The 22953-nt window shown below is 65.0% G+C and carries 26 protein-coding genes, 1 tRNA gene and 1 pseudogene; 8 read left to right on the forward strand and 20 right to left on the reverse strand.

What is annotated here, in order from left to right:
* Nucleotides 1-50: 50 nt before the first annotated feature.
* The 8 genes from HDC35_RS08885 to HDC35_RS08920 form a co-directional block, all read right to left on the reverse strand.
* On the reverse strand, nucleotides 51-1163 hold the full coding sequence (locus HDC35_RS08885; RefSeq protein WP_184645807.1) for a hypothetical protein: 1113 nt from the start codon (nucleotides 1161-1163) through the stop codon (nucleotides 51-53).
* A 181-nt stretch (nucleotides 1164-1344) separates the two neighbouring features.
* Nucleotides 1345-1668, reverse strand: a complete 324-nt coding sequence (locus HDC35_RS08890) for a hypothetical protein (protein WP_184645809.1) — start codon at nucleotides 1666-1668, stop codon at nucleotides 1345-1347.
* Entirely contained in the window at nucleotides 1665-2363 is a 699-nt protein-coding gene (locus HDC35_RS08895) for a nucleotidyltransferase domain-containing protein (RefSeq protein ID WP_184645811.1), read from the reverse strand. The genes HDC35_RS08890 and HDC35_RS08895 overlap by 4 nt, the downstream gene beginning before the upstream one ends.
* Nucleotides 2345-3331 (reverse strand): pentapeptide repeat-containing protein, encoded by a 987-nt coding sequence (locus HDC35_RS08900; RefSeq protein ID WP_184645814.1) that lies wholly within the window; start codon nucleotides 3329-3331, stop codon nucleotides 2345-2347. The genes HDC35_RS08895 and HDC35_RS08900 overlap by 19 nt, the downstream gene beginning before the upstream one ends.
* 113 nt (nucleotides 3332-3444) lie before the next feature.
* A complete protein-coding gene (locus HDC35_RS08905; protein ID WP_184645816.1) occupies nucleotides 3445-3990 on the reverse strand; it encodes an rRNA large subunit pseudouridine synthase E in 546 nt (181 codons plus the stop codon).
* A gap of 183 nt (nucleotides 3991-4173) precedes the next feature.
* Nucleotides 4174-6006, reverse strand: coding sequence for a translational GTPase TypA (typA, locus tag HDC35_RS08910; RefSeq protein ID WP_184645819.1), 1833 nt, complete (start codon nucleotides 6004-6006; stop codon nucleotides 4174-4176).
* A gap of 107 nt (nucleotides 6007-6113) precedes the next feature.
* On the reverse strand, nucleotides 6114-6563 hold the full coding sequence (locus tag HDC35_RS08915; RefSeq protein WP_184645821.1) for a hypothetical protein: 450 nt from the start codon (nucleotides 6561-6563) through the stop codon (nucleotides 6114-6116).
* The gene (locus HDC35_RS08920) at nucleotides 6563-7213 is read right to left on the reverse strand and encodes a purine phosphorylase (RefSeq protein ID WP_184645823.1); all 651 of its coding nucleotides are present in this window, start codon (nucleotides 7211-7213) and stop codon (nucleotides 6563-6565) included. Before HDC35_RS08920 ends, HDC35_RS08915 begins: the two co-directional genes overlap by 1 nt.
* Nucleotides 7214-7276: 63 nt before the next feature.
* Here HDC35_RS08920 and HDC35_RS08925 point away from each other — a divergent pair, with 63 nt between their 5' ends.
* From HDC35_RS08925 to HDC35_RS08935, 3 genes are all read left to right on the forward strand, one after another.
* A complete protein-coding gene (locus tag HDC35_RS08925) occupies nucleotides 7277-8227 on the forward strand; it encodes a bile acid:sodium symporter family protein (RefSeq protein ID WP_184645825.1) in 951 nt (316 codons plus the stop codon).
* Between the two features lie 72 nt (nucleotides 8228-8299).
* Entirely contained in the window at nucleotides 8300-9511 is a 1212-nt protein-coding gene (locus HDC35_RS08930) for a toxic anion resistance protein (RefSeq protein WP_184645826.1), read from the forward strand.
* 14 nt (nucleotides 9512-9525) lie between these two features.
* Nucleotides 9526-10239, forward strand: coding sequence for a hypothetical protein (locus HDC35_RS08935; RefSeq protein ID WP_260397630.1), 714 nt, complete (start codon nucleotides 9526-9528; stop codon nucleotides 10237-10239).
* Between the two features lie 10 nt (nucleotides 10240-10249).
* On the opposite strand, the gene HDC35_RS08940 is transcribed toward HDC35_RS08935, so the two are convergent.
* The 8 genes and pseudogenes from HDC35_RS08940 to HDC35_RS19945 all read right to left on the reverse strand — a co-directional run.
* A complete protein-coding gene (locus HDC35_RS08940; RefSeq protein ID WP_184645831.1) occupies nucleotides 10250-10405 on the reverse strand; it encodes a hypothetical protein in 156 nt (51 codons plus the stop codon).
* Nucleotides 10406-10567: 162 nt separating this feature from the next.
* Nucleotides 10568-10795 (reverse strand): sigma factor, encoded by a 228-nt coding sequence (locus HDC35_RS19940; protein ID WP_184646515.1) that lies wholly within the window; start codon nucleotides 10793-10795, stop codon nucleotides 10568-10570.
* A 413-nt stretch (nucleotides 10796-11208) separates the two neighbouring features.
* Nucleotides 11209-13275, reverse strand: coding sequence for an ATP-binding protein (locus tag HDC35_RS19845; protein ID WP_184645833.1), 2067 nt, complete (start codon nucleotides 13273-13275; stop codon nucleotides 11209-11211).
* Nucleotides 13272-13667, reverse strand: a complete 396-nt coding sequence (locus HDC35_RS08955) for a response regulator transcription factor (protein WP_221438185.1) — start codon at nucleotides 13665-13667, stop codon at nucleotides 13272-13274. Before HDC35_RS08955 ends, HDC35_RS19845 begins: the two co-directional genes overlap by 4 nt.
* A gap of 85 nt (nucleotides 13668-13752) precedes the next feature.
* Nucleotides 13753-14403 (reverse strand): response regulator transcription factor, encoded by a 651-nt coding sequence (locus HDC35_RS08960; protein WP_184645835.1) that lies wholly within the window; start codon nucleotides 14401-14403, stop codon nucleotides 13753-13755.
* 10 nt (nucleotides 14404-14413) lie between these two features.
* Nucleotides 14414-14740 (reverse strand): hypothetical protein, encoded by a 327-nt coding sequence (locus HDC35_RS19630; protein WP_260397631.1) that lies wholly within the window; start codon nucleotides 14738-14740, stop codon nucleotides 14414-14416.
* On the reverse strand, nucleotides 14741-14950 hold the full coding sequence (locus HDC35_RS19635) for a ferritin-like protein (protein WP_260397632.1): 210 nt from the start codon (nucleotides 14948-14950) through the stop codon (nucleotides 14741-14743).
* A gap of 22 nt (nucleotides 14951-14972) precedes the next feature.
* Nucleotides 14973-15698, reverse strand: a pseudogene (locus tag HDC35_RS19945) (ferritin-like domain-containing protein); the annotation flags it as partial.
* Between HDC35_RS19945 and HDC35_RS08970 the strand changes: the two are divergent.
* Genes HDC35_RS08970 through HDC35_RS08980 form a run of 3 tightly spaced genes read left to right on the forward strand, consistent with a single transcriptional unit; the run spans nucleotide 15613 to nucleotide 18043 of the window.
* Nucleotides 15613-17064, forward strand: coding sequence for a PLP-dependent aminotransferase family protein (locus tag HDC35_RS08970; RefSeq protein WP_184645839.1), 1452 nt, complete (start codon nucleotides 15613-15615; stop codon nucleotides 17062-17064). The pseudogene HDC35_RS19945 and the gene HDC35_RS08970 sit on opposite strands and share 86 nt — an antisense overlap.
* 11 nt (nucleotides 17065-17075) lie before the next feature.
* Nucleotides 17076-17786 carry an FMN-dependent NADH-azoreductase gene (locus tag HDC35_RS08975; protein ID WP_184645841.1) on the forward strand — a complete coding sequence of 237 codons (711 nt, stop codon included), beginning with the start codon at nucleotides 17076-17078 and terminating at the stop codon, nucleotides 17784-17786.
* Between the two features lie 35 nt (nucleotides 17787-17821).
* Nucleotides 17822-18043, forward strand: a complete 222-nt coding sequence (locus tag HDC35_RS08980) for a hypothetical protein (RefSeq protein ID WP_184645843.1) — start codon at nucleotides 17822-17824, stop codon at nucleotides 18041-18043.
* Between the two features lie 6 nt (nucleotides 18044-18049).
* Here HDC35_RS08980 and HDC35_RS08985 read toward each other — a convergent pair whose 3' ends face one another.
* The 3 genes from HDC35_RS08985 to HDC35_RS08995 all read right to left on the reverse strand — a co-directional run bounded on the left by HDC35_RS08985 (nucleotide 18050) and on the right by HDC35_RS08995 (nucleotide 19787).
* Complete coding sequence (locus HDC35_RS08985; RefSeq protein WP_184645846.1) at nucleotides 18050-18478, reverse strand: hypothetical protein; 429 nt, start codon at nucleotides 18476-18478, stop codon at nucleotides 18050-18052.
* A gap of 30 nt (nucleotides 18479-18508) precedes the next feature.
* A complete protein-coding gene (locus tag HDC35_RS08990; RefSeq protein ID WP_184645848.1) occupies nucleotides 18509-19267 on the reverse strand; it encodes an SDR family oxidoreductase in 759 nt (252 codons plus the stop codon).
* A 446-nt stretch (nucleotides 19268-19713) separates the two neighbouring features.
* A tRNA-Gln gene (locus HDC35_RS08995) sits at nucleotides 19714-19787 on the reverse strand.
* 155 nt (nucleotides 19788-19942) lie between these two features.
* Here HDC35_RS08995 and HDC35_RS09000 point away from each other — a divergent pair.
* Together HDC35_RS09000 and HDC35_RS09005 are read left to right on the forward strand one after the other, a co-directional pair.
* A complete protein-coding gene (locus HDC35_RS09000) occupies nucleotides 19943-21235 on the forward strand; it encodes an FAD-dependent oxidoreductase (protein ID WP_184645850.1) in 1293 nt (430 codons plus the stop codon).
* Nucleotides 21232-21633, forward strand: coding sequence for a DoxX family protein (locus HDC35_RS09005; protein WP_184645852.1), 402 nt, complete (start codon nucleotides 21232-21234; stop codon nucleotides 21631-21633). The genes HDC35_RS09000 and HDC35_RS09005 overlap by 4 nt, the downstream gene beginning before the upstream one ends.
* Before the next feature lie 4 nt (nucleotides 21634-21637).
* Here HDC35_RS09005 and HDC35_RS09010 read toward each other — a convergent pair whose 3' ends face one another.
* Nucleotides 21638-22909: a dipeptidase gene (locus HDC35_RS09010; RefSeq protein ID WP_184645854.1), complete on the reverse strand. Its 1272-nt coding sequence runs from the start codon at nucleotides 22907-22909 to the stop codon at nucleotides 21638-21640.
* Between the last annotated feature and the right edge of the window lie 44 nt (nucleotides 22910-22953).

A 22953-nucleotide genomic window follows, 5' to 3' on the forward strand; every position in this document is an offset into this window, starting at 1 on the left:
GCTGGCCCTGGACGGCCGGCCGGCCTGCCGGCCAAAGCGCGACGGGGGGATCATTCCGCCGCGCCATCCCCCTGCGCCGCCTTCGCCTTCCGCCGCTGCCGCCACGACGGCACCGTCTTCACCCCGGCCACCCCGTCGCCCAAGGCCGGGGTCAAGGGCACCGCCGGCACCGGCTCGCCGCGCGCCTCCGCCGCCTCGATCCACGCCAGATAGCCCTCGGGAATATCGCCCCCCGCGCTCACCCAATCGGCCTCGCCCGCAAAGCGCTGCACCGGTTCGGCATCCCCCGGCGCGCCCTCGTACATCTGCAGCGGCCCATGATAGGGCGCGTCATGCTCGCGCAGCTGCACCAGCGCGACCCCCGGATCGTCGAGCTGCGTGGCGATCGCCTCGGGCCCGCCCTCGTCCGCCGCAGCGATCAGCGCGCGTCGCCGTTCGGCGAGCGCGTGCAGCGCCGCGTCGATCTCGGCCTGCGCCTGTGCGTCGAGCGCCACCCCGTCGAACCCGCCCAGCAGCGCCGCCGCCGCGTCCTGCGCCCCCACCGGATCGCCCGCACCCGCCGCCGCGGCACCATGGATCACCGTCCGCACCGTCGTCGTCGAGGCTTCGGCCACCGCGCCCGCGGCCCCACCTTGATGTCCGTTCGTGTCGAGCAAAGCCTGTCCCGTGCCTGTCGAGGCGGTCGAGGCACCCGCGACCGCAGCGCCCGCCCCCGCGCTGGCCCGCGTCGAGAAATAGTTGATCGTCGTCCGCTTGCCCGCCGCGTCCTGCCCATAATGGCGCAGGCAGAACATCAGCAACGCATCATTGTGCCGCCGCCGGAACCCCATCAGCTTGCCGGCGACAAAGACGGGCACCAGATAGCCGTCGATCGCGCGTTCGAACGCAATGTCCTTCAGCCGCGCGACCCCGAAATCGAGCGCCGCCTCCCACGCCCGCCGAAAGCTCTCCGCCCCCGGCGCGCGGCGCAGCGTATAGCAATTCGTCTGCGCCATATTGACCATCGCCGCCGCGCGGCTGACCGACCCCGTATCGGCGAGCGCCGCGATAAAAGCCTTCTGCCGCTCGGGCGTCCACCCGTCGTGCCGGTATTTGCGCGGCACCGGCGTAAAGTCGGGCAGCGGCGGCCGCGCCTCCTTCGCAATGGGGGTGCGGTTCTGCATGATGCGTCCTCCTGTTAGCCAAACCGGACAGGGTATGACGTGGCGGAGGAATGTAGGAAAGGGGCTTGTTTATGGTTTGTTCCCATCACTACGGCACGGGTCGATAGATCACTCGGGATCGCGGCGAAGGAGAACGTTTAAGAAAACAGACGGAATTTTGGAGGATTAATTGCTCTACTGACTACGCAAGCTCCAACTCTAGCATCCGAAAAATCTCAGCTAATCCGTCAGGGCCAACATTTTTATCGCGCTCAAAGACGTCCCGCGAGTTGTCAGCTAACAGTTCTGCCCGACGAGAAGCTTCGCGCAACAATTTCGAAATCTGCTGGATATTTCGTTCGGAACCCGTTGCCGAAGCCCGACTTTCCCATGATTCAATGGCATCGCCCGTCATTCCAGCGAGTGGCGCCACCGTGCCAAAAACGCGGTTCACCGGAGAAAGAAACATCCTTTCTACTCGAACCCGCTCTTCAAAACGGGTGCGGCGGGAAGCTTGTTCATTCATTTTCTGTTCTCCAATTGCTCCTGAAGGTCGCTCAACCAAGGCTCGATGCGCGAGAATATCGAGTTAGCGGATGGCAGATCCATCACGGATGGCGGGGCCATACCACGCTGGCCAGCCATACGACATGCCATGGCTGCATCATACTCTCCTACACTCAGCGGCACGTGTTTGAACCCGCGCAAATTGAAAGGGGAGTATCGAGAAAAATCGGGCTTATCATTTAGAACAGCTGACGCTGACATACAGATATTGCGGAGGCAGACATAAACTAAGCCCAACTCGTATGAAGCATTATCGGGGGCCATTTGGATTTGCTCGGGGATACCAGAGAGCACCTTTCGGAATGAGGCAATATCCTCAACAGCATCGACATATCGCGAAGGCTGCCCAAAGGAGGCTAGGACAGGCTCAAATTCGAAGATTGGCTTCGCCTCGCCATGCAGATGCCATGCGAACAGTTCACCATTCGCGAACATCTGCCTCAGCCGTTTCCTGCCGTACCATGAAATCGAAGCCTCCAGTTCTCGACAATCCCTCGGAACAAAAGCTAGCACCTCTCTTTCATCGACCTTACCTTTTCCGTCCTCGACGACTGCCAAGAGGTCTAAGTCACTACGCTCGTCACGCTCACCTCTCGCAACCGAGCCAAACACATATACGCCTATCAGGTCTCCCATCAGCGGTGAGAGAGCCATTTAAGCAACACTGATATAAACAAGCCGATATAAAGATATCGCATAGCAATTAGACAGTAATCAACTATCAAAAAACCTCGAAAATTGGGATTTGGTTGAGCATCCAAAAATTGATCTATACTATAACGAAGAATTTGAAGGCCAGATCCGGTTTCTTCCCATCCGACGCGAGGGATAACGGACCAAAAATTAAACAGAGTCATGGCAAGAATAAGAACAGTAGCGCTTACAGCAATCAGCAGAGGCTTTTCACCGTGCCCCCAAATCGCCCCGCCTAGTCGCAATGTCCCAAGCTCCACTCCTGCCCGGAGCTTGTCGAGGACGGTGCCGTATTTTTCCCGATAGTACGATTCCGAACCGCTGAATGCACGAGTCAGGTGGTCGGCCCTCGCCTCAATCTCACTCAATACATAGAGGCGCTGAGATTTATAATCTCCTATCTCCACTGCATTCGACCTCAAATTTTGTAGAGAATCTCGACGCAAGTTTGGTTCGAGGGGGAGGTTTGCCAAAATCTCCTTCGGCTCCAAAAGTGTTCGATGAAACGTAGCGAAACGGAAATCGCAGCTATAGAATGATGCACCACGAAGATTTGAGTCGTAAAATTGACATCCAACAAAATTACAATTTCGAAATGTGCCAGATCGGAGATACGCGCGTTCAAATACACAATATGAAAAATCACAATCTACAAAGGTCGCCTTGTTGGCATTCAAATCGTCAAACCGCCTATTCTTCAAAACCATTTTTGTATGGGTCGTTCGAGCCATTTGGGGGCGCACAATTGGCGTTCCAGGCAAGTCGCTGCGTTCTGGTCCCATATCTGTGCTCTTAGGTGGGACAACCAACGCTCCTCTCTTTGGGGCATCTTTACTGTCCGGCACAATCGAGACTTGGTTCGGCATATCCACAGGACTGGCCTCGGCGGCCGCTCCGTCGCCAGTGCCATTTTCTTGCTTTGCTGACATCTTTTGAGCCTTCACAAATGCAGTCCACTATCTGATTGTGCACCGCACTTTTAAAACTGTCGATGATCTCTTTTTGATTGGCGCAGAGTTTCTGAACTGTGGAGCGCAACTCCTCACCCAACCTCCCGCCACACCCCCACCGCCAAATCCCCAATCTCCCACTCCCCGATCCGCCACCGCACCAGCCGCAGCGTCGGAAACCCCACCGCCGCCGTCATCCGCCGCACCTGGCGGTTGCGGCCTTCGGTGATGGTGAGTTCGATCCACGCGTCGGGCACGCTCTTGCGGTAGCGCACCGGCGGGTCGCGGTCCCAGAGCGGCGGCGGGTCGATGCGGCGGACGGTCGCGGGGCGCGTGGGGCCGTCGTTCAGCGTGACGCCGCGGGCGAGCGCCGCCAGCGCGGCGTCGCCCGGCTCGCCCTCGACCTGCGCAAGATAGGTTTTGGGCATCTTGTGCTTCGGCGACGAAATCCGCGCCTGCAGCGCGCCGTCGTCGGTCAGGATCAGCAAGCCCTCGCTGTCGCGGTCCAGCCGCCCGGCGGGATAGACGCCCGGCACGTCGATATAGTCGGACAAGGTCGCGCGCGCCGTTTCGCTGCCGCGGTCGGTGAATTGCGACAGGACGCCGTACGGCTTGTTGAACAGGATGAGGCGGGTCACAGCGTCGTTCCTCGCATGGCCTCTCGCCTCCCTCTTCCTTCGTCACCCCGGACTTGATCCGGGGTCCATGACTTCAGCGCTGCAATGGATCCCGGGTCAAGCCCGGGATGACGAAGGCGGGAAAACGACTGGGACAAGCTATCAAAAAGAAAGGGGCGACCATCGCTGGCCGCCCCATTGGTCTTACGCCGCTTCCTTCTTGCGGCTCGCCTTCTTCCGCTCATGCGGGTCGAGCAGCGCCTTGCGGATGCGGATGTTCTTCGGCGTCACCTCGACCATCTCGTCATCGTCGATATAGGCGATCGCCTGTTCGAGTGTCATGCGGCGCGGCGGGGTCAGGCGGATCGCATCGTCCTTGCCCGTCGAACGGAAGTTCGTGAGCTGCTTCGACTTCATCGGATTGACCTCGAGATCGTCGGGCTTGGCATTCTCGCCGATGATCATGCCCTCGTACAGCGCCTCGCCGGGCGAGACGAACAGGATGCCGCGCTCTTCGAGCGGGCCCAGGGCATAAGCAACCGCCTCGCCATTGCCGTTCGAGATGAGGACGCCGTTCTTGCGGCCCTCGATCACACCCTTGTACGGGCCATATTTCTCGAACAATCGGTTCATGATGCCGGTGCCGCGCGTGTCGGACAGGAATTCGCCGTGATAACCGATCAGGCCGCGCGACGGGCCGCTGAAGGTGATGCGCGTCTTGCCGCCGCCCGACGGGCGCATGTCGGTGAGGTCGGCTTTGCGGATCTGCATCTTCTCGACGACCGTGCCCGAATGTTCGTCGTCGACGTCGATGACGACGGTTTCATAGGGTTCGGTGCGCTGGCCGCTCTCGTCGGTCTGGTACAGCACCTTGGGGCGGCTGATCCCGAGTTCGAAGCCTTCGCGGCGCATCGTTTCGATGAGCACGCCGAGCTGAAGCTCGCCGCGGCCCGCGACTTCGAAGCTGTCCTTGTCGGCGCTTTCGGTAATGCGGATCGCGACATTGGTTTCGGCTTCGCGGAACAGGCGGTCGCGGATCATGCGGCTCGTGACCTTGCTGCCCTCGCGGCCGGCCATCGGGCTGTCGTTGACGGCAAAGCGCATCGACAGCGTCGGCGGGTCGATCGGCTGCGCGGCGATCGGCTCGCTGACGCTGGTGTCGGCGATGGTGTTCGCGACGGTCGCCTGCGCGAGGCCCGCGATCGCGACGATGTCGCCCGCGCGCGCTTCCTCGACCGGCACGCGGTCGAGCCCGCGGAACGCGAGCAGCTTCGACGCGCGACCGGTCTCGATGACCTTGCCGTCCATGTCGAGCGCGTGGATCGGCTGGTTGACCTTGACCGTGCCCGACTGGACGCGCCCGGTCAGGATGCGGCCGATGAAATTGTCGCGGTCGAGCAGGGTCGCGAGGAAGGTGAAGGGCGCGTCTTCGTCGAGCCCCGGCGAGGGCACGTGACGGACGATCGTCTCGAACAGCGGGGTCAAATCGCCCTCGCGCGCGTCGGGGCTTTCCGACGCATAGCCGCCGCGGCCCGAGGCATAGAGGATCGGGAAGTCGAGCTGTTCGTCATTGGCTTCCAAGGTCAGGAACAGCTCGAACACTTCGTCGAGCACTTCGGCCGCGCGCGCGTCGCTGCGGTCGATCTTGTTGACGACGACGATGGGCTTCAGGCCCAGTGCGAGCGCCTTGCCGGTGACGAACTTGGTCTGCGGCATCGGGCCCTCGGCCGCATCGACGAGCAGGATGACGCCGTCGACCATCGACAGGATGCGCTCGACCTCGCCGCCGAAGTCGGCGTGGCCCGGCGTGTCGACGATGTTGATGCGCGTCTGTCCGGCGCCTTCGCCCCATTCGACCGAGGTGCATTTCGCCAGAATCGTGATCCCGCGCTCCTTTTCCAAGTCATTGGAATCCATGGCTCTTTCTTCGACACGCTGGTTGTCGCGGAAGGTGCCCGACTGGCGGAACAGCTGGTCGACGAGGGTCGTCTTGCCATGGTCGACGTGTGCGATAATCGCAATATTGCGCAAAGACATGCGGAAATAAGCCTTTTGGAGAGGGCAGCGCCCGGAGCGCCGCGAAACGCCGCGCCCCTAACAGAAGTGGTGCTGCGGCGCAACATGATTGCCGAGATCAGGAAGCGTCAGGCCCAGGGCGAGGTCGCGCCGCGATAGTCGGCGCCCCAGCGGCGATAGCCCGCCGTATCGATGTGGAAGCGCGTGGCATTATAGATGCCGAGCCCGACCGCGAAGCGCACCGGGCCGACCGCGGGGACGACATGGTCGCGGACATAGCGCAGCGTCGGCACCATCGCGGGCCACAGGCGCCGCGGCGGCACGGCGAACGGTTCGGCGGCTTCGCAGCGGCGCCAGCGCGCATCGCTGCGCAGGATATCGGCGATTTGCAGCACGCCGCCGACGCCTTCGCCCTTCAAATAGGCCTCGATCGCCGCAACGTCGGCCCTGGCGGCACCTCCGCGCCATTCTGCGAACAGGTCGGCGTCGCGCGGCGCGAAGTGATGGCGGATCGGCGTCGCTACGAACAGCAGCAGCAGCAGCAAGGCCGCAATCAGGCCGACGATGAGCCGGCGCATCACAGCATCGCGACCAGCCGCTCGACCTCTTGCGCGGCGGCCCGCGCGGCGCGGCGCAGGTTCGCCTGGAAATCGCCGCCGCTCGCATCGTTCGCCTCGTCGGTTACCGCCTTGATCGCCGCCCACGGCTTGCCCATCCGCATCGCGGCCTGCGCCACAGCGCCGACCTCCATATCGACGAGGGTCGCGCCGAGCGCCTTCAGGTCCGCCGCCGCCGTAGGACAGGCGACGAAACTGTCGCCGCTCGCGATGCGCGCATGCGGCAGGCCGAGCCCCGGATCGGGCATCGCCGAAAAATGCGCCTCGCCGGGCTCGCCCATCGGCCAGTCGCCGGCGCGATAGCGACGGAAACGACCGGGTTCGTTCGCGCCATAATCATGCTGCAGCGCCTCGGTCAGCCAATAGGCGCCGGGCGCAGCGCCGAGCGATCCGCAGGTGCCGGTCATCAGCAGCAGGTCGGCATCGGCGCCGAGCAGGCCCGCCGCGAGCGCTGCGTTGACTTTGCCGAGCCCGCAGGTCGCGACGACCAGCGCGCGGCCGTGCGCGTCGATCCGGCGCACGCCAAGCGGCCCGTCGGTTCGCACCCCGGCGCCGGGGAACAACACTTCGGCCTCTTCGGGCAGCGCGGCGAGAATCAGCATATCGGCCATCGCGCCGGTCTATCGTTTCGTACGCTCTTGCCAAGCGTGTGCGGCACCGCCATCGCTCGCCCCATGCTTGGGCGCATCTTTCCCGACCGCTTCGTCCCCATCCTGCTCGCGACGATCCTGATCGCCAGCCTGCTGCCGGTGCGCGGCCCGGCGGTGCCGATCGCGCAGGCCGTATCCACGGCCGCGATCGTCCTGCTGTTTTTCCTGAACGGCGTCCGCCTGCCGCGCGACGAAGTGCTGCACGGCATCCGCAACTGGACATTGCAGGGCGGCGCCTTCCTGTTCTGCTTCGGCGCCATGGCGCTGCTCGGGCTCGGCGCGCAGCTTGCGGCCGCCCCCTTCCTTCCCGCTCCGCTTGCCCTCGGCTTCCTCTTCCTCGGCATCCTGCCCTCGACCGTCCAGTCGGCGACCGCGGCGTCGAGCCTCGCCGGCGGCAATGTCGCGGCCAGCGTCGTTGCCGCGGCACTGCTCAACCTGACCGGCGTGATCGCCTCGCCGCTGTTGTTCGCCGCGCTGGCCGGGAGCGCGGGGGCGATCCGTGGGGAGGGGGCGCTGCGCATCGTCGCCATAATGCTGCTGCCTTTCATCGCCGGGCAGATCGTCCAGCGCTGGCTCAGGCCGTGGGTACTCGCGCACCGCGGCCTTGCGACCCTGATGGACCGGACCGCGATCGCGGTCGCCGTCTATGTCGCCTTTTCGGCGGCCGTGGTCGCCGGGATCTGGCAATTGCTCGATGGGCGCGAGGTCGGCATCGTCCTCGCGCTGGTGGCCGCGCTACTCGCGCTGTCGTTCGGCGGTGCGTGGCTATTCGGCCGGCTGCTCGGCCTCGCACGGCCCGACCGCATCACATTGCTCTTTTCGGGCGCGCAGAAAAGCATTGCGGTGGGCGCGCCGCTGGCGGCAACGCTGTTCGCGCCCGCCATCGCCGGCATGGTGCTGGTCCCGATCCTCGTCTATCATATGGCACAGCTGATCCTGTCGGCGTGGATCGCACCCGTACTCAAGCGCGCCTAACGGGTGTAGTGCTTGAACAATACAGGCTCGCATGCCATATGGATATGCGGCATCGGGGTGGAAGGAAGACAAATGAGCGAAGTGACCGCAACGGCGACCGTAACCGACGATTTGAAACTGACGCCGCCCGAGCCTGTGCCGTCCGTCGCCCCCGAAAAGGCAGCGGGGCTTGTCCCGCTGTCGACCGAGCAGAAATCCAAACTCGAAGAGCGCGTCGACGGCTTCATCGACGACCTCGTCGCGCAGGACGTCAATTCGCCCGCCTTTGGGCAAAAGGTCGACCAGATTACCAACATGGGCCGCAAGGAAATGCTGGAGGCGGCGAGCCATTCGAACCGCTTCCTCGACCGGCCGATCAAGGCGATGGACCGCGACAGCGACATCGGGATGAACCTGATCGAGCTGCGTAACACCGTCGAGCGGCTCGATCCGTCGGCGAACGGCAAGCTGCTGTCGAAACGCGGCTTCCTCGACAAGATTTTCGGCAGCAGCGTCACCAATTATTTCGCGCAATACCGTAGCGCCCAGACGCATATCAGCGGCGTCCTCACCGCCCTGTCGAACGGCAAGGACGAACTGCTGATGGACAATGCCGCGATCGACGTCGAACGCCGCAAGCTGTGGGAAGCGATGGGCAAGCTCGAACAGATGATCCACATCGCGCAGACGCTCGACGACAAGCTTGAGATGAAGGCCGCCGAACTCGACGGCACCGATCCCGCCAAGGCGAAGGTCCTTCGCGAAAATGCCCTTTTCTACGCCCGCCAGCGCACGCAGGACCTGCTGACCCAAATGGCGGTGACGGTGCAGGGCTATCTCGCGCTCGACCTCGTCAAAAAGAATAATGTCGAGCTGGTGAAGGGCGTCGATCGTGCTTCGACCACCACCGTCGGCGCGCTCAAGACCGCGATCACCGTTGCGCAGGCGATGACGAACCAGAAGCTGGTACTCGAACAGATCACCGCGCTCAACACGACGACCGCGAACATCATCGACGGCACTTCGAAGATGCTGAAGGACAATACGGCGCGCATCCACGAACAGGCGGCATCGAGCACCATCCCGATGGAGACGCTGAGCCGTGCGTTCCAGAATATCTACGACACGATGGATGCGATCGACACCTTCAAGCTGAAGGCTCTCGACAGCATGAAGACCACGGTCAACGCGCTCGAAGGCGAGGTTGCGAAGTCGAAGGGCTATATCGCGCGCGCCGAAGGGGCGAGCCAGGCGCAGGCGAGCGTCGGCGGTGCCGACAGCCCGCTGGCGTCGATCGAAGGCTAAGGCGCGCGATGACGATGAGCGAAGTCGACAAGATCCGGCTGTCGGCCGAATCGGCGATCGAACGGTCGCGCGAGCGCCGCCGCCCGATCGGCACCAAGAGCGTCGCGCTGCGCCGCCAGCATCTGTTCAAGAAGCTTGGCCGGATGTTGATCGCCGGCGGCGTCGTTCTGCTTGGCGCCGCGCTGTTCGGGGCGCTGATCCAGCCGCTCGGCTTCACCGGGCTGCTCGCGCTGTTCGTCCTGCTGGTCGGCGTCGCGGTGCTGTTCGGCCGCCCCCCCTTCCCCGAACCGCGTCAGGCAGATCTGCCGAAAACCGACCTTAAGCAACTCGCCGGCCGCGCCGAAATCTGGCTCGAAGCGCAGCGCCCGGCGCTCCCCGCGCCGGCACGCCAGCTCGTCGACGGGATCGGCGTCCAGCTCGACCTGCTCGCGCCGCAACTCCAGACGCTCGACGCGTCGAGCCCCGCAGCCGCCAATATCCGAAAGCTCGTCGGCGAAGACCTCCCCGAACTCGTCGCGGGCTACCAGCGCATCCCCGCCGGGCTGCGCGGCGAAGCATATGCCGGGCGCACCCCCGACGAAACGCTCGTCGGCGGGCTCAAGATGCTCGAAAGCGAGATCGGCAGCGCCGCGCGCAGCCTAGCGGCGGGCGAACTCGACAAGCTCGCGACGCGCGAACGCTATCTTCAGCTCAAATATCAGGGCGTCGACGGCGAAGACCCGGCCTGACCCGGCAGGGTCAGGCCTGCCGCCAGCGCTGCGTCCCGAACCAGAGCAGCAGGATGAGCAGTAGCGGCGGCGCGAGGCGCCAATGCGACGCGCCGGCCAGCGGTGCCAGCAGCGGCGCCGAAGACAGAAACCAAATCGCCGCGAGCAGCGCGCCGATGGCCAGCACCTCGAACGCAAAACTGCGCCAGAAGCGTGGGCGCGCAAGATCAGCGATTTAAGCGTGCCAAGCGGCACCTATGATCCCGGCCGCCTCACCGTACGACAGCCATGGCCAAAACACAGGAAGAGCGCGGCGCGTTCCTGTACCGACAACCCCGCGAGCAAGCGGTCAGCATCGATCGCGGCGTCGCTGGCTGGCCGCGGGTCGGTAGCATCGACGGCGCCTCGCCCGTCGCGAGTCCCTCGCGCGGCTGGTCGAGGAACAGGCGCCAGCCGATCCCATGACCCACGCGGCATAGCTTCCCTGCCCCCGGAAATCCCCCGCCCGCTGCCAGGCGCCGACGAAGGCCTCCTGCGCCAGATCGTCGGCGTCGCTGCCTGAGGCACGCGCGAGAATGGGTGCTCACCGCGACCCGGTGGTTGGTGGCGGCGCGGGCAGGTTAGCGGCGATGTCGCGCGGAGCGATATAGGCGGCGACGTCCGCGGGATTGATCGTCTGCGGCGACAACGTGACCAGTGCGGCAGCGACGGTCTGCGGGGACGGCGCCGGGCGCCGGCGCGGCGACGGTGGCCGCCGTGGCTATCAGTTGGTCCAAAATCTCTCACTCCCTCACGCCGCGCAGGGCCGGTGAAACCGCAGGCGGCGACGCCGGGCAAGCGAGGATGATCCGCACCGGGGAGAGCCGATCAGCCGCCGGACGACGTCGCCGCCGGGACCGGCACAGCGACCGGTCAGTGACTGGACGGCATGAGGGGTGCCGGTGGATGCACGGGCGGACGAAATCTTTTTCAACGGCGGCTTCCGGCCCTTCAGGCCGGACCTATCGGGATGGCGAAGCGAAATTCGGCGCCGCCGTCGGGATGGTTGCATGCCGAGATGGACCCACCATGTTCGGCCACGATCGACTGACAGATCGCGAGGCCGATCCCCATTCCATTCTCCTTGGTCGTAAAAAAACCCTGGAATATCCGTTCGACATCGTCGGGGGGGATACCGCTGCCCGTGTCGCGGAGCGTCAGGATCAATTGCCCCGACTCGTCGCCGGTGCGCAGGAATAGCTGACGCTCGCCCTCGCCCCGCTCCTCGACAGCTTGGACCCCGTTGACGAGCAGATTCACGATCACCTGCTGAAGCTGGATGCGGTCGCCAACCGCACGCGGCAGGTCGCGCGCGAAGTCGGTCGTGATACGGATCGAGCGCGACTCGATCTCGTGACGAACGAACAACAGCGATTCCTGCGCGACATCGTTCAGGTCGATCGCCACGCGCTCGGGCTGGCGCTTCGCCGCCATCCCGCGGATTCGCTGCACGATATCGCTCGCGCGCCGTCCGCTTGCGGCGATGCGGGTCGTCAGTTCGCGGAGCTTTTGGATATTGAGGTCGGCGCGCGACAGCCATCGCAGGCTCGTTTCCGCATTGGTCACGATGGCGGCGAGCGGCTGGTTGACCTCGTGCGCGATCGAGGTCGTCAGTTCGCCGAGCGTCGATATCCGCGCGGCATGGGTGAAATCGGCCTGCAGCTGGCGCAATTCGGCCTCGATGCTCATGTGCTCGGTCACATCCTCGAAGCTGAAGATGGTGACATCGAGTTCAGCAACCTGCTTGGGATAGGTCACCGACATCCGCACGTCGCGCACGCGGCCGTCGAAGGTCTCGATCTTCGTCACCTCATGGTGGCTTTCCTGCCCCTTGAAGCGCCCGATCATCACATTGCGAAGCGAGTCGCGCGCGATGGTGAACAGATATCCGACCGGCCGCATCAGATCGAGCGGGCCGCTGCCACCGAGCATTTGCACCGCGGCACGGTTGACGTCGGTCACCTGCACCGTCGTCGCAGCGAGGTCGACAAGTTCGGGATGCTCGTCGAGATAGGCGTCGAAATCGGTCACGCCCGTTGCGCGGACATCATTATATATCCGTCCCATATGGCTGGCATCGACCTGCCACAAGGCGACGGGCATATGGTGGACGAGCTTGCGATATCGCGCTTCGCTCGCGCGCAGGTAAATATAGGACCGGTCGTCGTCGACGGTGCCGTTGACCGCGACATACAGCCGTCCCGGCTTCTCCGCCCGCCACACCGTCACCAGCGGATCGCGCAGGATGCCGTCGGACGGCATCTGGCGCCGATAGGCGGCGCCATCGACTTTACCCAGCATGGCGTCGGCGAACAACTGCCCGGCGACCATGCGGCTTTCGAGCGGCCAGAAGCCGGCGACGGGCTGGCCGATCATCAGGTCGCGCCCGCGGTTGCCCCCGACGAGACGCATCGTGCGTTCGTTGACATTGACGATGCGCGCCGCCTCGACCAGTTCGACGTGGCGCGCATGCAACAGCTTTTCGTCGGCATCGGCGTCCTGCCGAAGCTGGGCGATCTCGGCGATCAGCCCCTCCGCACCCGACACGTCGACTTCCCAGCCGGCCGCCATCAACCGGTCGGGGATATGCCACCCCGCGCTATCGATGCTATTGTCGCCCGGCGATTGCCGACCATATTCGATGACGTCGCGCGGTGTCCCGTCCTGCGCGAAGCGGACATATTGACGGATATCGACGACGACATGGATTCCCGACGGCATGCGGCGGCTGACCACGCCCTGCCAGGTCCCCTCCTGCAACAACAGCCGCCAATGTTCGCGCTCATTCTCGCTGCGCGTCGTCAGATGGGCGATGCCGCGGCCGATCATCGTGATCGCGGGCCAGCCATAAAGGGCCTCCGATGCGGGATTCCAATATTGGATCGCCCCTTCGACGTCGAAGATAATGACGCTTTCGGAAGCAAAATCGGCGATATCGGGCTCAGAGGCCCGCGACGCGACGTAGAGCGGCTCCGTTGGCGCCGACGGGGCCGGCTCGTCGGACGCGGCGGCGGTCACGGCCCGGGCTCAACCGGCCAATGTTCGGAGCCGATCGCCGCTTTCAGCTGATCGAGCAGTGCGTCATCGGCGACCGGCTTGGTCAGCCATGCCTGCGCGCCCAACTCGAGCGCCCGCGCCCGGGCACCCTGGTCGAGGACGGAGGTCAGCACGATGACGGGGAGGTTCGAGCCATCGGCCCGCACGCGTTCGAGCAGTTCGAGCCCCGACATCCCCGGCATGCGAACATCGGTAATAAGGCAATCGACCCCGCGGGCGGCCCGATCGGCGAGGAACGCGGGCGCGCCGTCGAAGGTGCGACAGGCGAGCCCCGCCACCATCAGCAAATCGCATAGCGCTTCGCGGATGGATTCATCGTCGTCCACGATTGCGACAAGAGGAATATGGGGCAAGCGGTTCGGCCCTTTTCATCACGACCGGATTGGTCAACGGGGCCATAGTTGCCGAGCTTGTAAGGCATTGGAACCATACCAAAGTCTAGGCCACGCCGTTTTCGCGCAGGGCGACCGGCAATTTCTCCCAGGCGCGGATCAGTTCGCCGACCGAGGCAGCCTGCATTTTCCTCATCACATTGCTGCGGTGCAGCTTCACCGTAATCTCGGTGATCCCGAGATCGTAGGCGATCTGCTTGTTCAGCCGCCCGCGCGCGACCTCGCGCATCACCTGGCCTTCGCGCGGGGTCAGCGTCGCGAAGCGTTCGACGTGCTGCTGGATGATCCGCGCGCTCGCGCGCTCGGCGACGTCGCGCTCGACCCCCGCAACGACAGCGTCGAGCAGCGTTTGGTCGCGCACCGGCTTCGTCAGGAAATCGACCGCGCCCGCCTTCATCGCCTGCACCGACATCGGGATGTCACCGTGGCCGGTCAGGAAGACGATCGGCTTCGAAATGCCCGCTGCGGCGAGATGCTGCTGGAGGTCGAGCCCGCTCGACCCTGGCATGCGAACGTCGAGGACAAGGCAGCCCGCGCGGTCCAGCAGCGGCGATTCGAGCAGTTCGCGCGTCGATCCGTAACAGGTCGAATCGATCCCGACCGACAGCATGAGTTCGCTGATCGCCGTCCGCACCTCGGCGTCGTCATCGACGATCAGGACAAGCGGCGCTTCTTCGCTGGCGGCGGTGCTGGTCATGGCCGGGCCTTCAGATCTGTGGGGTTCGGAACGCCGCGCGGGCGAGGCAGATATCATACAAATCGGCGGTTCGCGGAGCAAGAGCCTTTGCCCTTGCGAACCACTCTGCCCCGCCGCGCCGGTCCTTGTCGGGATGCGCCTGCGGCACGGTATAGGCCCCGGCGAGCAGGCGCAGCGCGAGCGCACAAATTGCCTTGGCAAGATCGACCGTTGCCACCGCATCGGGGTCGTCCAGCCAGACGCGACCTTCGGGCCGCGGCGGCTTGCGCAGCACCGGGTTGACCGCCGCCGGATGCGCTGGCGCAAAATCGGGATTGGCGTCCGCGGGCTGACGCATTTAGGACCGCACCGCGACGAACCGCTGGAAATGCGAACCCTCGCGATACGCTGGCGCCCCCTCCCCCTCCTCGAAGATTTCGGTCAGCGCGGCGAGCGCGCGCAGGTCGGCCTCGATCGTCCGGTAGAAGGCACCGATGGTGGCGTAGTCGTAGCCTGCGGGTGTCAGGCGGCGGGTTGGGGGTGCGGGCCGGCGCGGCGGTGGGAGCAAACCCCGCGCCGTCCGGCCCGTCCGATGTTTCAGGCCGTTCGAGAACGATAAAATCCTGGACGACCGCCGCATCGAACGGCGCGAGCTTCACAAAGATATTCGCGGCCAAATAACCGGGATCGAGCGGGAAGTTTGTCGGTCCGAACCGAGAGGCACCGCCCAGCGCGGGGGTGACGTTCCACACCGCGACGAGATGGCTCATCTCGTCGATCGCCACGTCGAGGATTACGCGCCGCCACCGCGCCACCGCCTCGAGCTTCTCCGCGCAGAACCCTTCGCCCCCGCCGTCCTTCAGGCTGAAAGCGGCATAGAGATAGGTGCACATCAGATCCTGCTCGAGTTCGGCCGCCTCGTATTGCGCGTGCAGGATCTTTTCGCGGCTGACGGCGGTTTCATTCTCCATTCTGACGCTCCTCGCACACCCGGCGCTGGCCGATGAAGGGGAGCCTAGGCCAAGCCGCGTCGGCCGTTGAGACGCGAGAGCTGAAAAGGCGATTGTACCAATACGCCGCGAGCCGGGCCGTCCACGCCATGCAGCCCTAGTCCGCAAGGCAGCCCACCCCCTACTTTCGCATAGGGTCTCCCCGTCTCGACAGCGGCGGCGGCAGGGGCATAGCCTGCGTCCCGCCAAACAGGTTTCGCCAGTACCAAGGGGTGATGAGATGAGTGCACCATGGGACGGAGGACCGGTCGCGATAACCATCGACCGGTCGCAACCGACACCGATTACCGTGCAGATCACGAACATGCTTCGCGCGGCGATCGTCGAAGGCCGCTTGCGGCCCGGCACGCGCCTCCCGTCATGGCTCGACATGGCCGCACAACTCGGCGTTTCGCGCGGGACGGTCAAGGCGGCCTATGAAACGCTCGCCGACGAATTGCTCGTCTATTCGGCAGGCGCCGCCGGCACCCGCGTCGCCGAACGCGCGCCGCCGCGCCCGACTGCGGTCAAACGGGTCGTCATCCGGCGCCCGCTCGAAAGCCTCGAACGCGGCTTCTCGGTCAAGCCGCTTCCCTTCCAAATGGGCGTCCCCGCGCAGGACGCCTTTCCACACAAGCTGTGGGCCCGGCTTCGCGCGCGGGCGGTGCGGGCCAACGCGATGGCGCCCGTCGGCCCGCCCGACCCGCGCGGCGAACCCGAACTGCGCGCGCAGGTCGCGGCGCAGCTTGCGATCACGCGCGGTATCTGCTGCCACCCCGACCAGATCATCCTCACCAGTGGCTACAGGAACGGCCTCAGCCTGACCTTGCTCGCACTGGGCGTCCAGGGGCGGACCGCTTGGGTCGAAGATCCCGGCTATCCCGTTACGCGCATGGCGCTGGACCTCGCGGGATTGAAAGCCGTGCCGATACCCGTCGATGCGAAGGGCATTCGCGTCGATCACGGGATCCGCGCCGCGCCCGACGCGGCGCTGGCGATCGTCACCCCGGGGCAGCAGGCGCCGACGGGCGTCACCCTGTCGCCCGAACGGCGTCGCGCGTTGCTTGCCTGGGCGGCGCGCGAAGATGCGTGGATCGTCGAGGACGATTATCTTAGCGAACTTCAACTCGGCGGGCGCGCCGCGCCGGCGATGGCCGCCGACGACCCCGCGGGGCGGGTCATTCATATCGGTACCTTCGGCAAGACGATCAGCCCGTCGCTCGGGCTGGGCTTCGTTGTCGCCCCCCTGGGTCTCGCCGAACGCTTTGGCGAGATTGCGGGATGCCTGAACCCCGCGCCGAATGTGACGACCCAGCTGGCGCTGGCCGATTTCCTCGCCGACGGACATTTCCTGCGTCACCTGCGCCACATGAAGGCGCTGTATCGCCAAAGGCGCGACGACCTGCACGCCCGGCTCGATCCGTCGATCGCGGTCGATGCCTTCGCGGGCCTTGCGATCGTCGCGCACCTGCCGCGCGGCTTCGACGACGTTGCGCTGGCACAGCGCGCGCCCAACCTCGGCATCGCGCCCTGTCCCTTGTCGGTCTGGCACGCCGATCCGGCCGTGGCGCGTCCCGGTCTGCTGTTGTGCGTCACCAATGTCCGGCCCCAGCTGCTCGACAAGGCGTGCAACGCGCTCGCCACCTTGATCGACGATCCGGCCGCTGCGCACACGCCCGCGCGCGCCGCCTGAGGAGAGGGAAGATGAAATTGCTGCATGTCGATGCAAGCCCCAAGGGTGCGACGTCGAAGTCGCGTGCGCTGTCGCGCTATTTCACCGACCAATTGCGCCTTCGCCTTCCCGCGCTGTCGGTGGACTATCTCGACCTTGCGGTCGAAACGATACCGCCGATGACCGAAGTCTTTACGGCGGCGACCTACACGCCGGACGAAGAACGGACCGCCGAAATGCGCGCCGCGCTCGCGCCGTCCGACGCGCTGTGCCGGCGCCTTCTCGCAGCTGATGCGTTGCTGTTCGCGATGCCGATGCACAATTGGACGATGCCCGCCGCGTTCAAGGCCTTTGTCGATGTTATCGTGCGGAGCGGGCTGACCTATTTCGCGACCGACGACGGGCGTTATATCGGCACGCTCGGCGACAAGAAGATACTGTTCGTGACGACGCGCGGCGTCGACCTTCGTTCGGGCACGCCTTTTGCCGCAATGGATGCGCTGACCCCCGCGCTGCGCGCCGCTTTCGGCTTCATCGGCGTCGCCGCGCCGCAGTTCGTCAACGCACAGCCGCTGCAATTCATCCGCGAAATCGAACGCGAAAGGGCGTTGGACCGCGCCCGGCGCGAATTGAGGATCGTCGCCGAACACTGGGCGGGCGGCCGGCGGGACGCCCCCGTCCGCGCCAACGGTACCGGAATATCGACAGTGCTTGGCCCTGTTGCCGAAGGATCCGCGGCCTAAATTGTCTGCGTCTCATTCGTGCAAGGTGAACGACCATGGACGCCGAAGTCATCAACAATGTCGAAAAGCGCTGTTTCAAGCTCGACCTGCCCGAAGGCTCGACGGCGGACACCTTCTATCGCGTGGACGAGGAAGGGCGGCTGGTGCTCATCCACACCGTGAGTTTCGTCCGGATATCGACATCTCGGTCTCGAACGGAACGCCGGCCTCGTGCAGCGCGAATATGGGCGACAAGGCTACACGCCCAGGGGCAGTAATAGATTTCATCGAATGTCGTCCCAAACAGGGGCTGGCGGACGGCGCGCGTCGGCGATGGCCCAGACCGACAGCAGCGCGGTCAGGATCGCGGGCAGGGTGACCGCAGGAAAGTCGCGGGCCAGCGCGTCGGCCCCGCAGATGCCGACCGCCACTTCCCAGAAATGGAACAGCGCATGGCCCCACAGCCAAAGCGTGGCCGTCGTCCACAGCAGCACACGATACTCCGCGCGATAGGCCCCGACGAGCAGCGCGGTACCCACAAAGAGGAAGATCAGCCCGATGTCGCGGATGAAATGCTGGTTGAAGGGGCCGGTGGTCGTGACGCCCGGAACCGCCAGATACCAGTCGCCTGGCGACCAGAGCATGAAAAGTCCGTTCGCCTCGGCACCGATGCCGAGGATGACAGCCGTCCAAAGGCAAATGGTCTTGAGCATGATGTTCTCCCCAAAGGTTGCGGACGCTTTTTATTTCTTCGGCGGGGGCGGGACGTTTTCAAGCCACCAGTCGAAACGGGTCGAACCGAGCTTGGCGTCGGGGCCAGGGATCAGCGAATCATCCTCGAGCCGCAGGCCGAAATAGCGCGCCTCGGGGTCGGCCACGATCGCGCGCGTGTCGCCGTCGAACGCCATCACCTTGCCGACAATCTCGTCGAGGTGGAATTTCTCAGGCCCGCCGATCTCGACGATGCGGTTGGCCGGCTCGGCCAGCGCGACCGCCGTCACCGCGTCGGCGACATCCTCGGCCGCGATCGGCTGGATATAGGCGTGCGACAGATGAACCTCGTCGCCGACGACCGCCGACTGGCCGATACCGCGAAGAAATTCCATGAACTGCGTCGCGTGGACGATCGTATAGGGAATGCCGCTTTCGCGGATCAGCTTTTCCTGCGCCTGCTTAGCAAGGAAATAGGGGCTTACGCCCATTTTTTCGGTGCCGACAACCGACAGCGCGATATGATGGCGGATGCGTGCGGCCTTTTCGGCCGCCGCGATATTGCGCCCGGCAGTCTCGAAAAAGCCGATTGCGGCTTCGTCGAAGGTCGGCGAATTGGCGAGATCGACGACAACATCGGCGCCGGCCAACGCGTCGGCCAGGCCTTCGCCGGTCAGCGTGTTGACGCCGGTGTTCGGCGCTGCCGCGACCGCCTCGTGTTCGCGCTCGCCCAGTTTGCTCACGACCTTGGAGCCGATGAGCCCCGTTCCACCGATCACGACGATCTTCATGGCCTTGCCTTTCCCTATCTGCGGGCGCGGATCGCGTCCGGTCGTGGGAAAGCTAGGCGCCGTCCGCACCGCGGTGCAGGCCCGAGAGATGCGAATGCCAATGTACCATTGGCGCGCAAGCGCCGGCTTGGTACAACGCCCTGGTCAGCTCTCGCATCTTACGGGCGGTGCGCCCTTCACCCAAAGGACGGCGAAGACGGATTGCGCCCCCTTCCCCGCGCAGGCCATCTCCCGACCGCGCCGCGACCCGCGGCGGAATTGCGAAGCCGTCAATCGGACGCGACAGGGATGATGAACATAAGGGTTTTTCCGGTTTGTCCCTATGGCCGACGAATTAGCAGGCGAGCATCCTACCTGTCCGGCTTCCTTCCTTCCGCAGCGGAGGCAGGAGCGATGAATTTCGAGCGCAGCGCCGCGCTCATCGTTGCGAATCGAAAAGGAGGAAATGGATGCCCCGTGAGGATTCGAACCTCAATAGACGGAATCAGAATCCGTAGTCTTACCATTAGACGACGGGGCAATGAGGCGGGCGCAATATGATTGCGAGCGGCTGCTGTCAAGGCCGCTGGGACGGCCCGAACAAGTCCGCTTGCCCTGACGCAATTCGCCGCTAGCATCGCGCCAACAACAGAGGGGGCTGCGCCCCGGCGCAGGACACCCGCAAGGAGTGGGCTGATGCGTCATGTCGCAATCGTCGGGTCGGGTCCCGCGGGCTATTATACCGCCGAAACATTGCAGAAAGCCGACGATATCGCGGTCGACGTCATCGATCGCCTGCCCGTCCCCTATGGCCTGATCCGCACCGGCGTCGCCCCCGACCACCAGTCGATCAAGGCGGTGTCGCGCCGCTACGAGGGTACCGCGCTCACCGACAATGTCCGCTTCGTCGGCCATGTCTCGGTCGGCAGCGACGTGATGATCGACGAACTGATATATCTCTACGATGCGGTTGTGCTCGCGACGGGCGCGCCGAACGACCGGCCGCTCGACATCCCCGGTGCCGACCTTCCCGGCGTGATCGGCAGCGCCGCCTTTGTCGGCTGGTATAACGGCCATCCCGATTTCGCCGATCTCTATCCGCCGCTGGAAGCCCCGGGCGTCGCGGTGATCGGCAACGGCAATGTTGCATTGGACGTTGCGCGTATCCTCGCCAAGACTCCGCAGGAATTCGCCGGCAGCGACATCGTCGCGCATGCCCGCGAAGCGCTGTCGCACAGCGCGGTGCGCCATATCCATATCCTCGGTCGCCGCGGCCCGCACCAGATCGCGATGACGCCGAAGGAACTCGGCGAACTCGGCCATCTCGACCGCGCGAGCCCGCGTGTTGACCCCGCCGACCTGCCCAGCGAAGGCGACGATGCGCTGCTCGAGCCGGGTATGCGCAAGTCGGTCACCCACCTCCGCCAGTTTGCCGCCAATCCGGTCGCCAAGCCCGTGACGATCGACTTCGATTTCTTCGCGATGCCCGTGGCGATCGAGGGGGACGGCAAGGTTCAGCGCGTCATCGTCGAGCGCACGACGCTCGACGCCGACCTCCGCAGCCATGGCACGGGCGAAACCTATGCGGTCGACGCGGGCCTCGTGATCAGTTGCATCGGATACCAGACCCCACCGATCCCTGGGGTGCCCTACGAACATGGCCGCGGCCGCTTCGCGAGCGACGAGGGGCGCATCCTGCCCGGCCTCTACGCGGTCGGCTGGGCGCGGCGCGGGCCGTCGGGGACGATCGGCACCAACAAGCCCGACGGCGCGCGCATCGGCGAAATGGTGCTCGAGGATATCGGGCGCGGCGCGGGCAAGGCGGGCCGCGCCGGTCTCGACGCGCTGCTCGCCAGCCGCGACATCGCGCCCGTCACCTTCCGCGACTGGCGCCGGATCGAGGAGGCCGAGGTTGCTGCCGCGCTCGACGGCCATCCGCGCGAGAAATTCACCAGCGTGGAGGCGATGCTCGCCGCGATCGGACGGTGAGCGAACGATTTCGCCCTGCGCTGCGCTGGCTACTCGCGCTCGCCTATGGCTATGCGGGCTATAGCCATCTCGTGCGGCCTGCACCCTTTCTCGCGATCACCCCGCCATGGGTGCCCGCGCCCGGGCTGATCGTTGCCGCAACCGGCGTCGCCGAAATTGCCGGCGCGATCGGGCTGATGATCCCATGGGCGCGGAAGGCCGCCGGCTGGGGCCTCGCGCTCTATGCCCTGTGCGTCTGGCCGGCCAATTTCCATCACGCGTTCGCCAATATCGCGATCGGCGGCGAGAGGCTCAACTGGTGGTATCACGGCCCGCGCCTCGCCGCGCAGCCGCTGATCATCTGGTGGGCGCTGTGGGCAAGCGGCGCGACCGATTGGCCGTTCCGCCGCAGCGCCTGATCCCCTATTTCGCGACCGGCGTTTCGATCGGCGGCTGCCCCTTCTGGCTCGCGGCATAAGCCTCGACCGCCTTCAGCACGCGTAACATATTGCCGCTGGCAATCTTCTCGAGCTCGGCCTGGGTGTAGCCGCGATTCGCCAGTTCGACGAACAGCGCGGGATAACCCGACACATCCTCCATGCCGACGGGCGCCGAATCCATCCCGTCATAATCGCCGCCGAGCCCGATATGATCGACCCCGATCGTCTTCTTGAGATGGTCGATATGGTCCGCCACCTTGGCGACATCGGTCGTGGGCGCCGGGTTCGCCGCGTCCCATGCCTTGAGCGCCGCATCGGCGGCCGTGGGGTCGCCCGGATACATCGCCTTCAATCGCGCCTGTTCGGCGGTCCGCGCGAGCCCCTGCGCGCGCACGTCGGCGTCGAGGAAGCCCGGCAATAGCACAATCATCACGATCCCGCCGTTCGCCTTGACTGCGGGCAGAACGCTGTCGGGGACGTTGCGCGGGTGCGGATTGATCGCGCGCACCCCCGAATGACTGAACATCACCGGCGCGTGCGAGGTTTCGAGCGCGTCCTTCATCGTCGCTTCGCTGACGTGGCTCAGATCGACGATCATCCCGACGCGGTTCATCTCGCGAACGACCTGACGCCCGAAATCGGTGAGCCCGTCGTGCGCGGGCGCGTCGGTCGCGGCGTCGGCCCAGCTCAGATTCTTCGAATGGGTCAGCGTCATGTAGCGTGCGCCAAGATCGTACATCTGGCGCAGCACGGCGAGCGACGAGCCGATCGAATGGCCGCCCTCCATCCCGAGCATCCCGGCGATCTTGCCCGCCTTCATCGCCTTTTCGAATTCGGCCGCGGTCGAGGCGAGCGTAAGGTCGTCCGGATAGCGCGCCACCAGCCGCTTCATCACGTCGATCTGTTCGATCGTCTGCTGCACCGCCTCTGCCTCATCGGGGTTGCTCGGCACATAGACCGACCAGAATTGCGCGCCGACATGGCCCTTGCGCAGCCGCATCAGGTCGGTGTGCATCGCAATTTCGGGCGGGGTCGCATCGGGCTTTGCGGTGTCGCTGGTGTCGCGGAAATCGAAATCGTTGATCATATTGCCTTCGCGCCCGCGCAGCGCCCACGGCACGTCATTATGTCCATCGAACACCGGCGCTTTTCTAAGCGCGGCTTCGGCAACGGCTTCGGGCGCTTTCTGCGCCAGGACCGGGGTGGAGACAAGGGCGAGCGCGGCGAGGCCGGCGAGCAGGACGGGCTTGTTCATGGCACGCGACCTTAAGTGCTTGGCGCCGCGGCGCAAGTCTCCGC

This window comes from Sphingopyxis sp. JAI128, assembly GCF_014207235.1.
Lineage (GTDB): Bacteria > Pseudomonadota > Alphaproteobacteria > Sphingomonadales > Sphingomonadaceae > Sphingopyxis.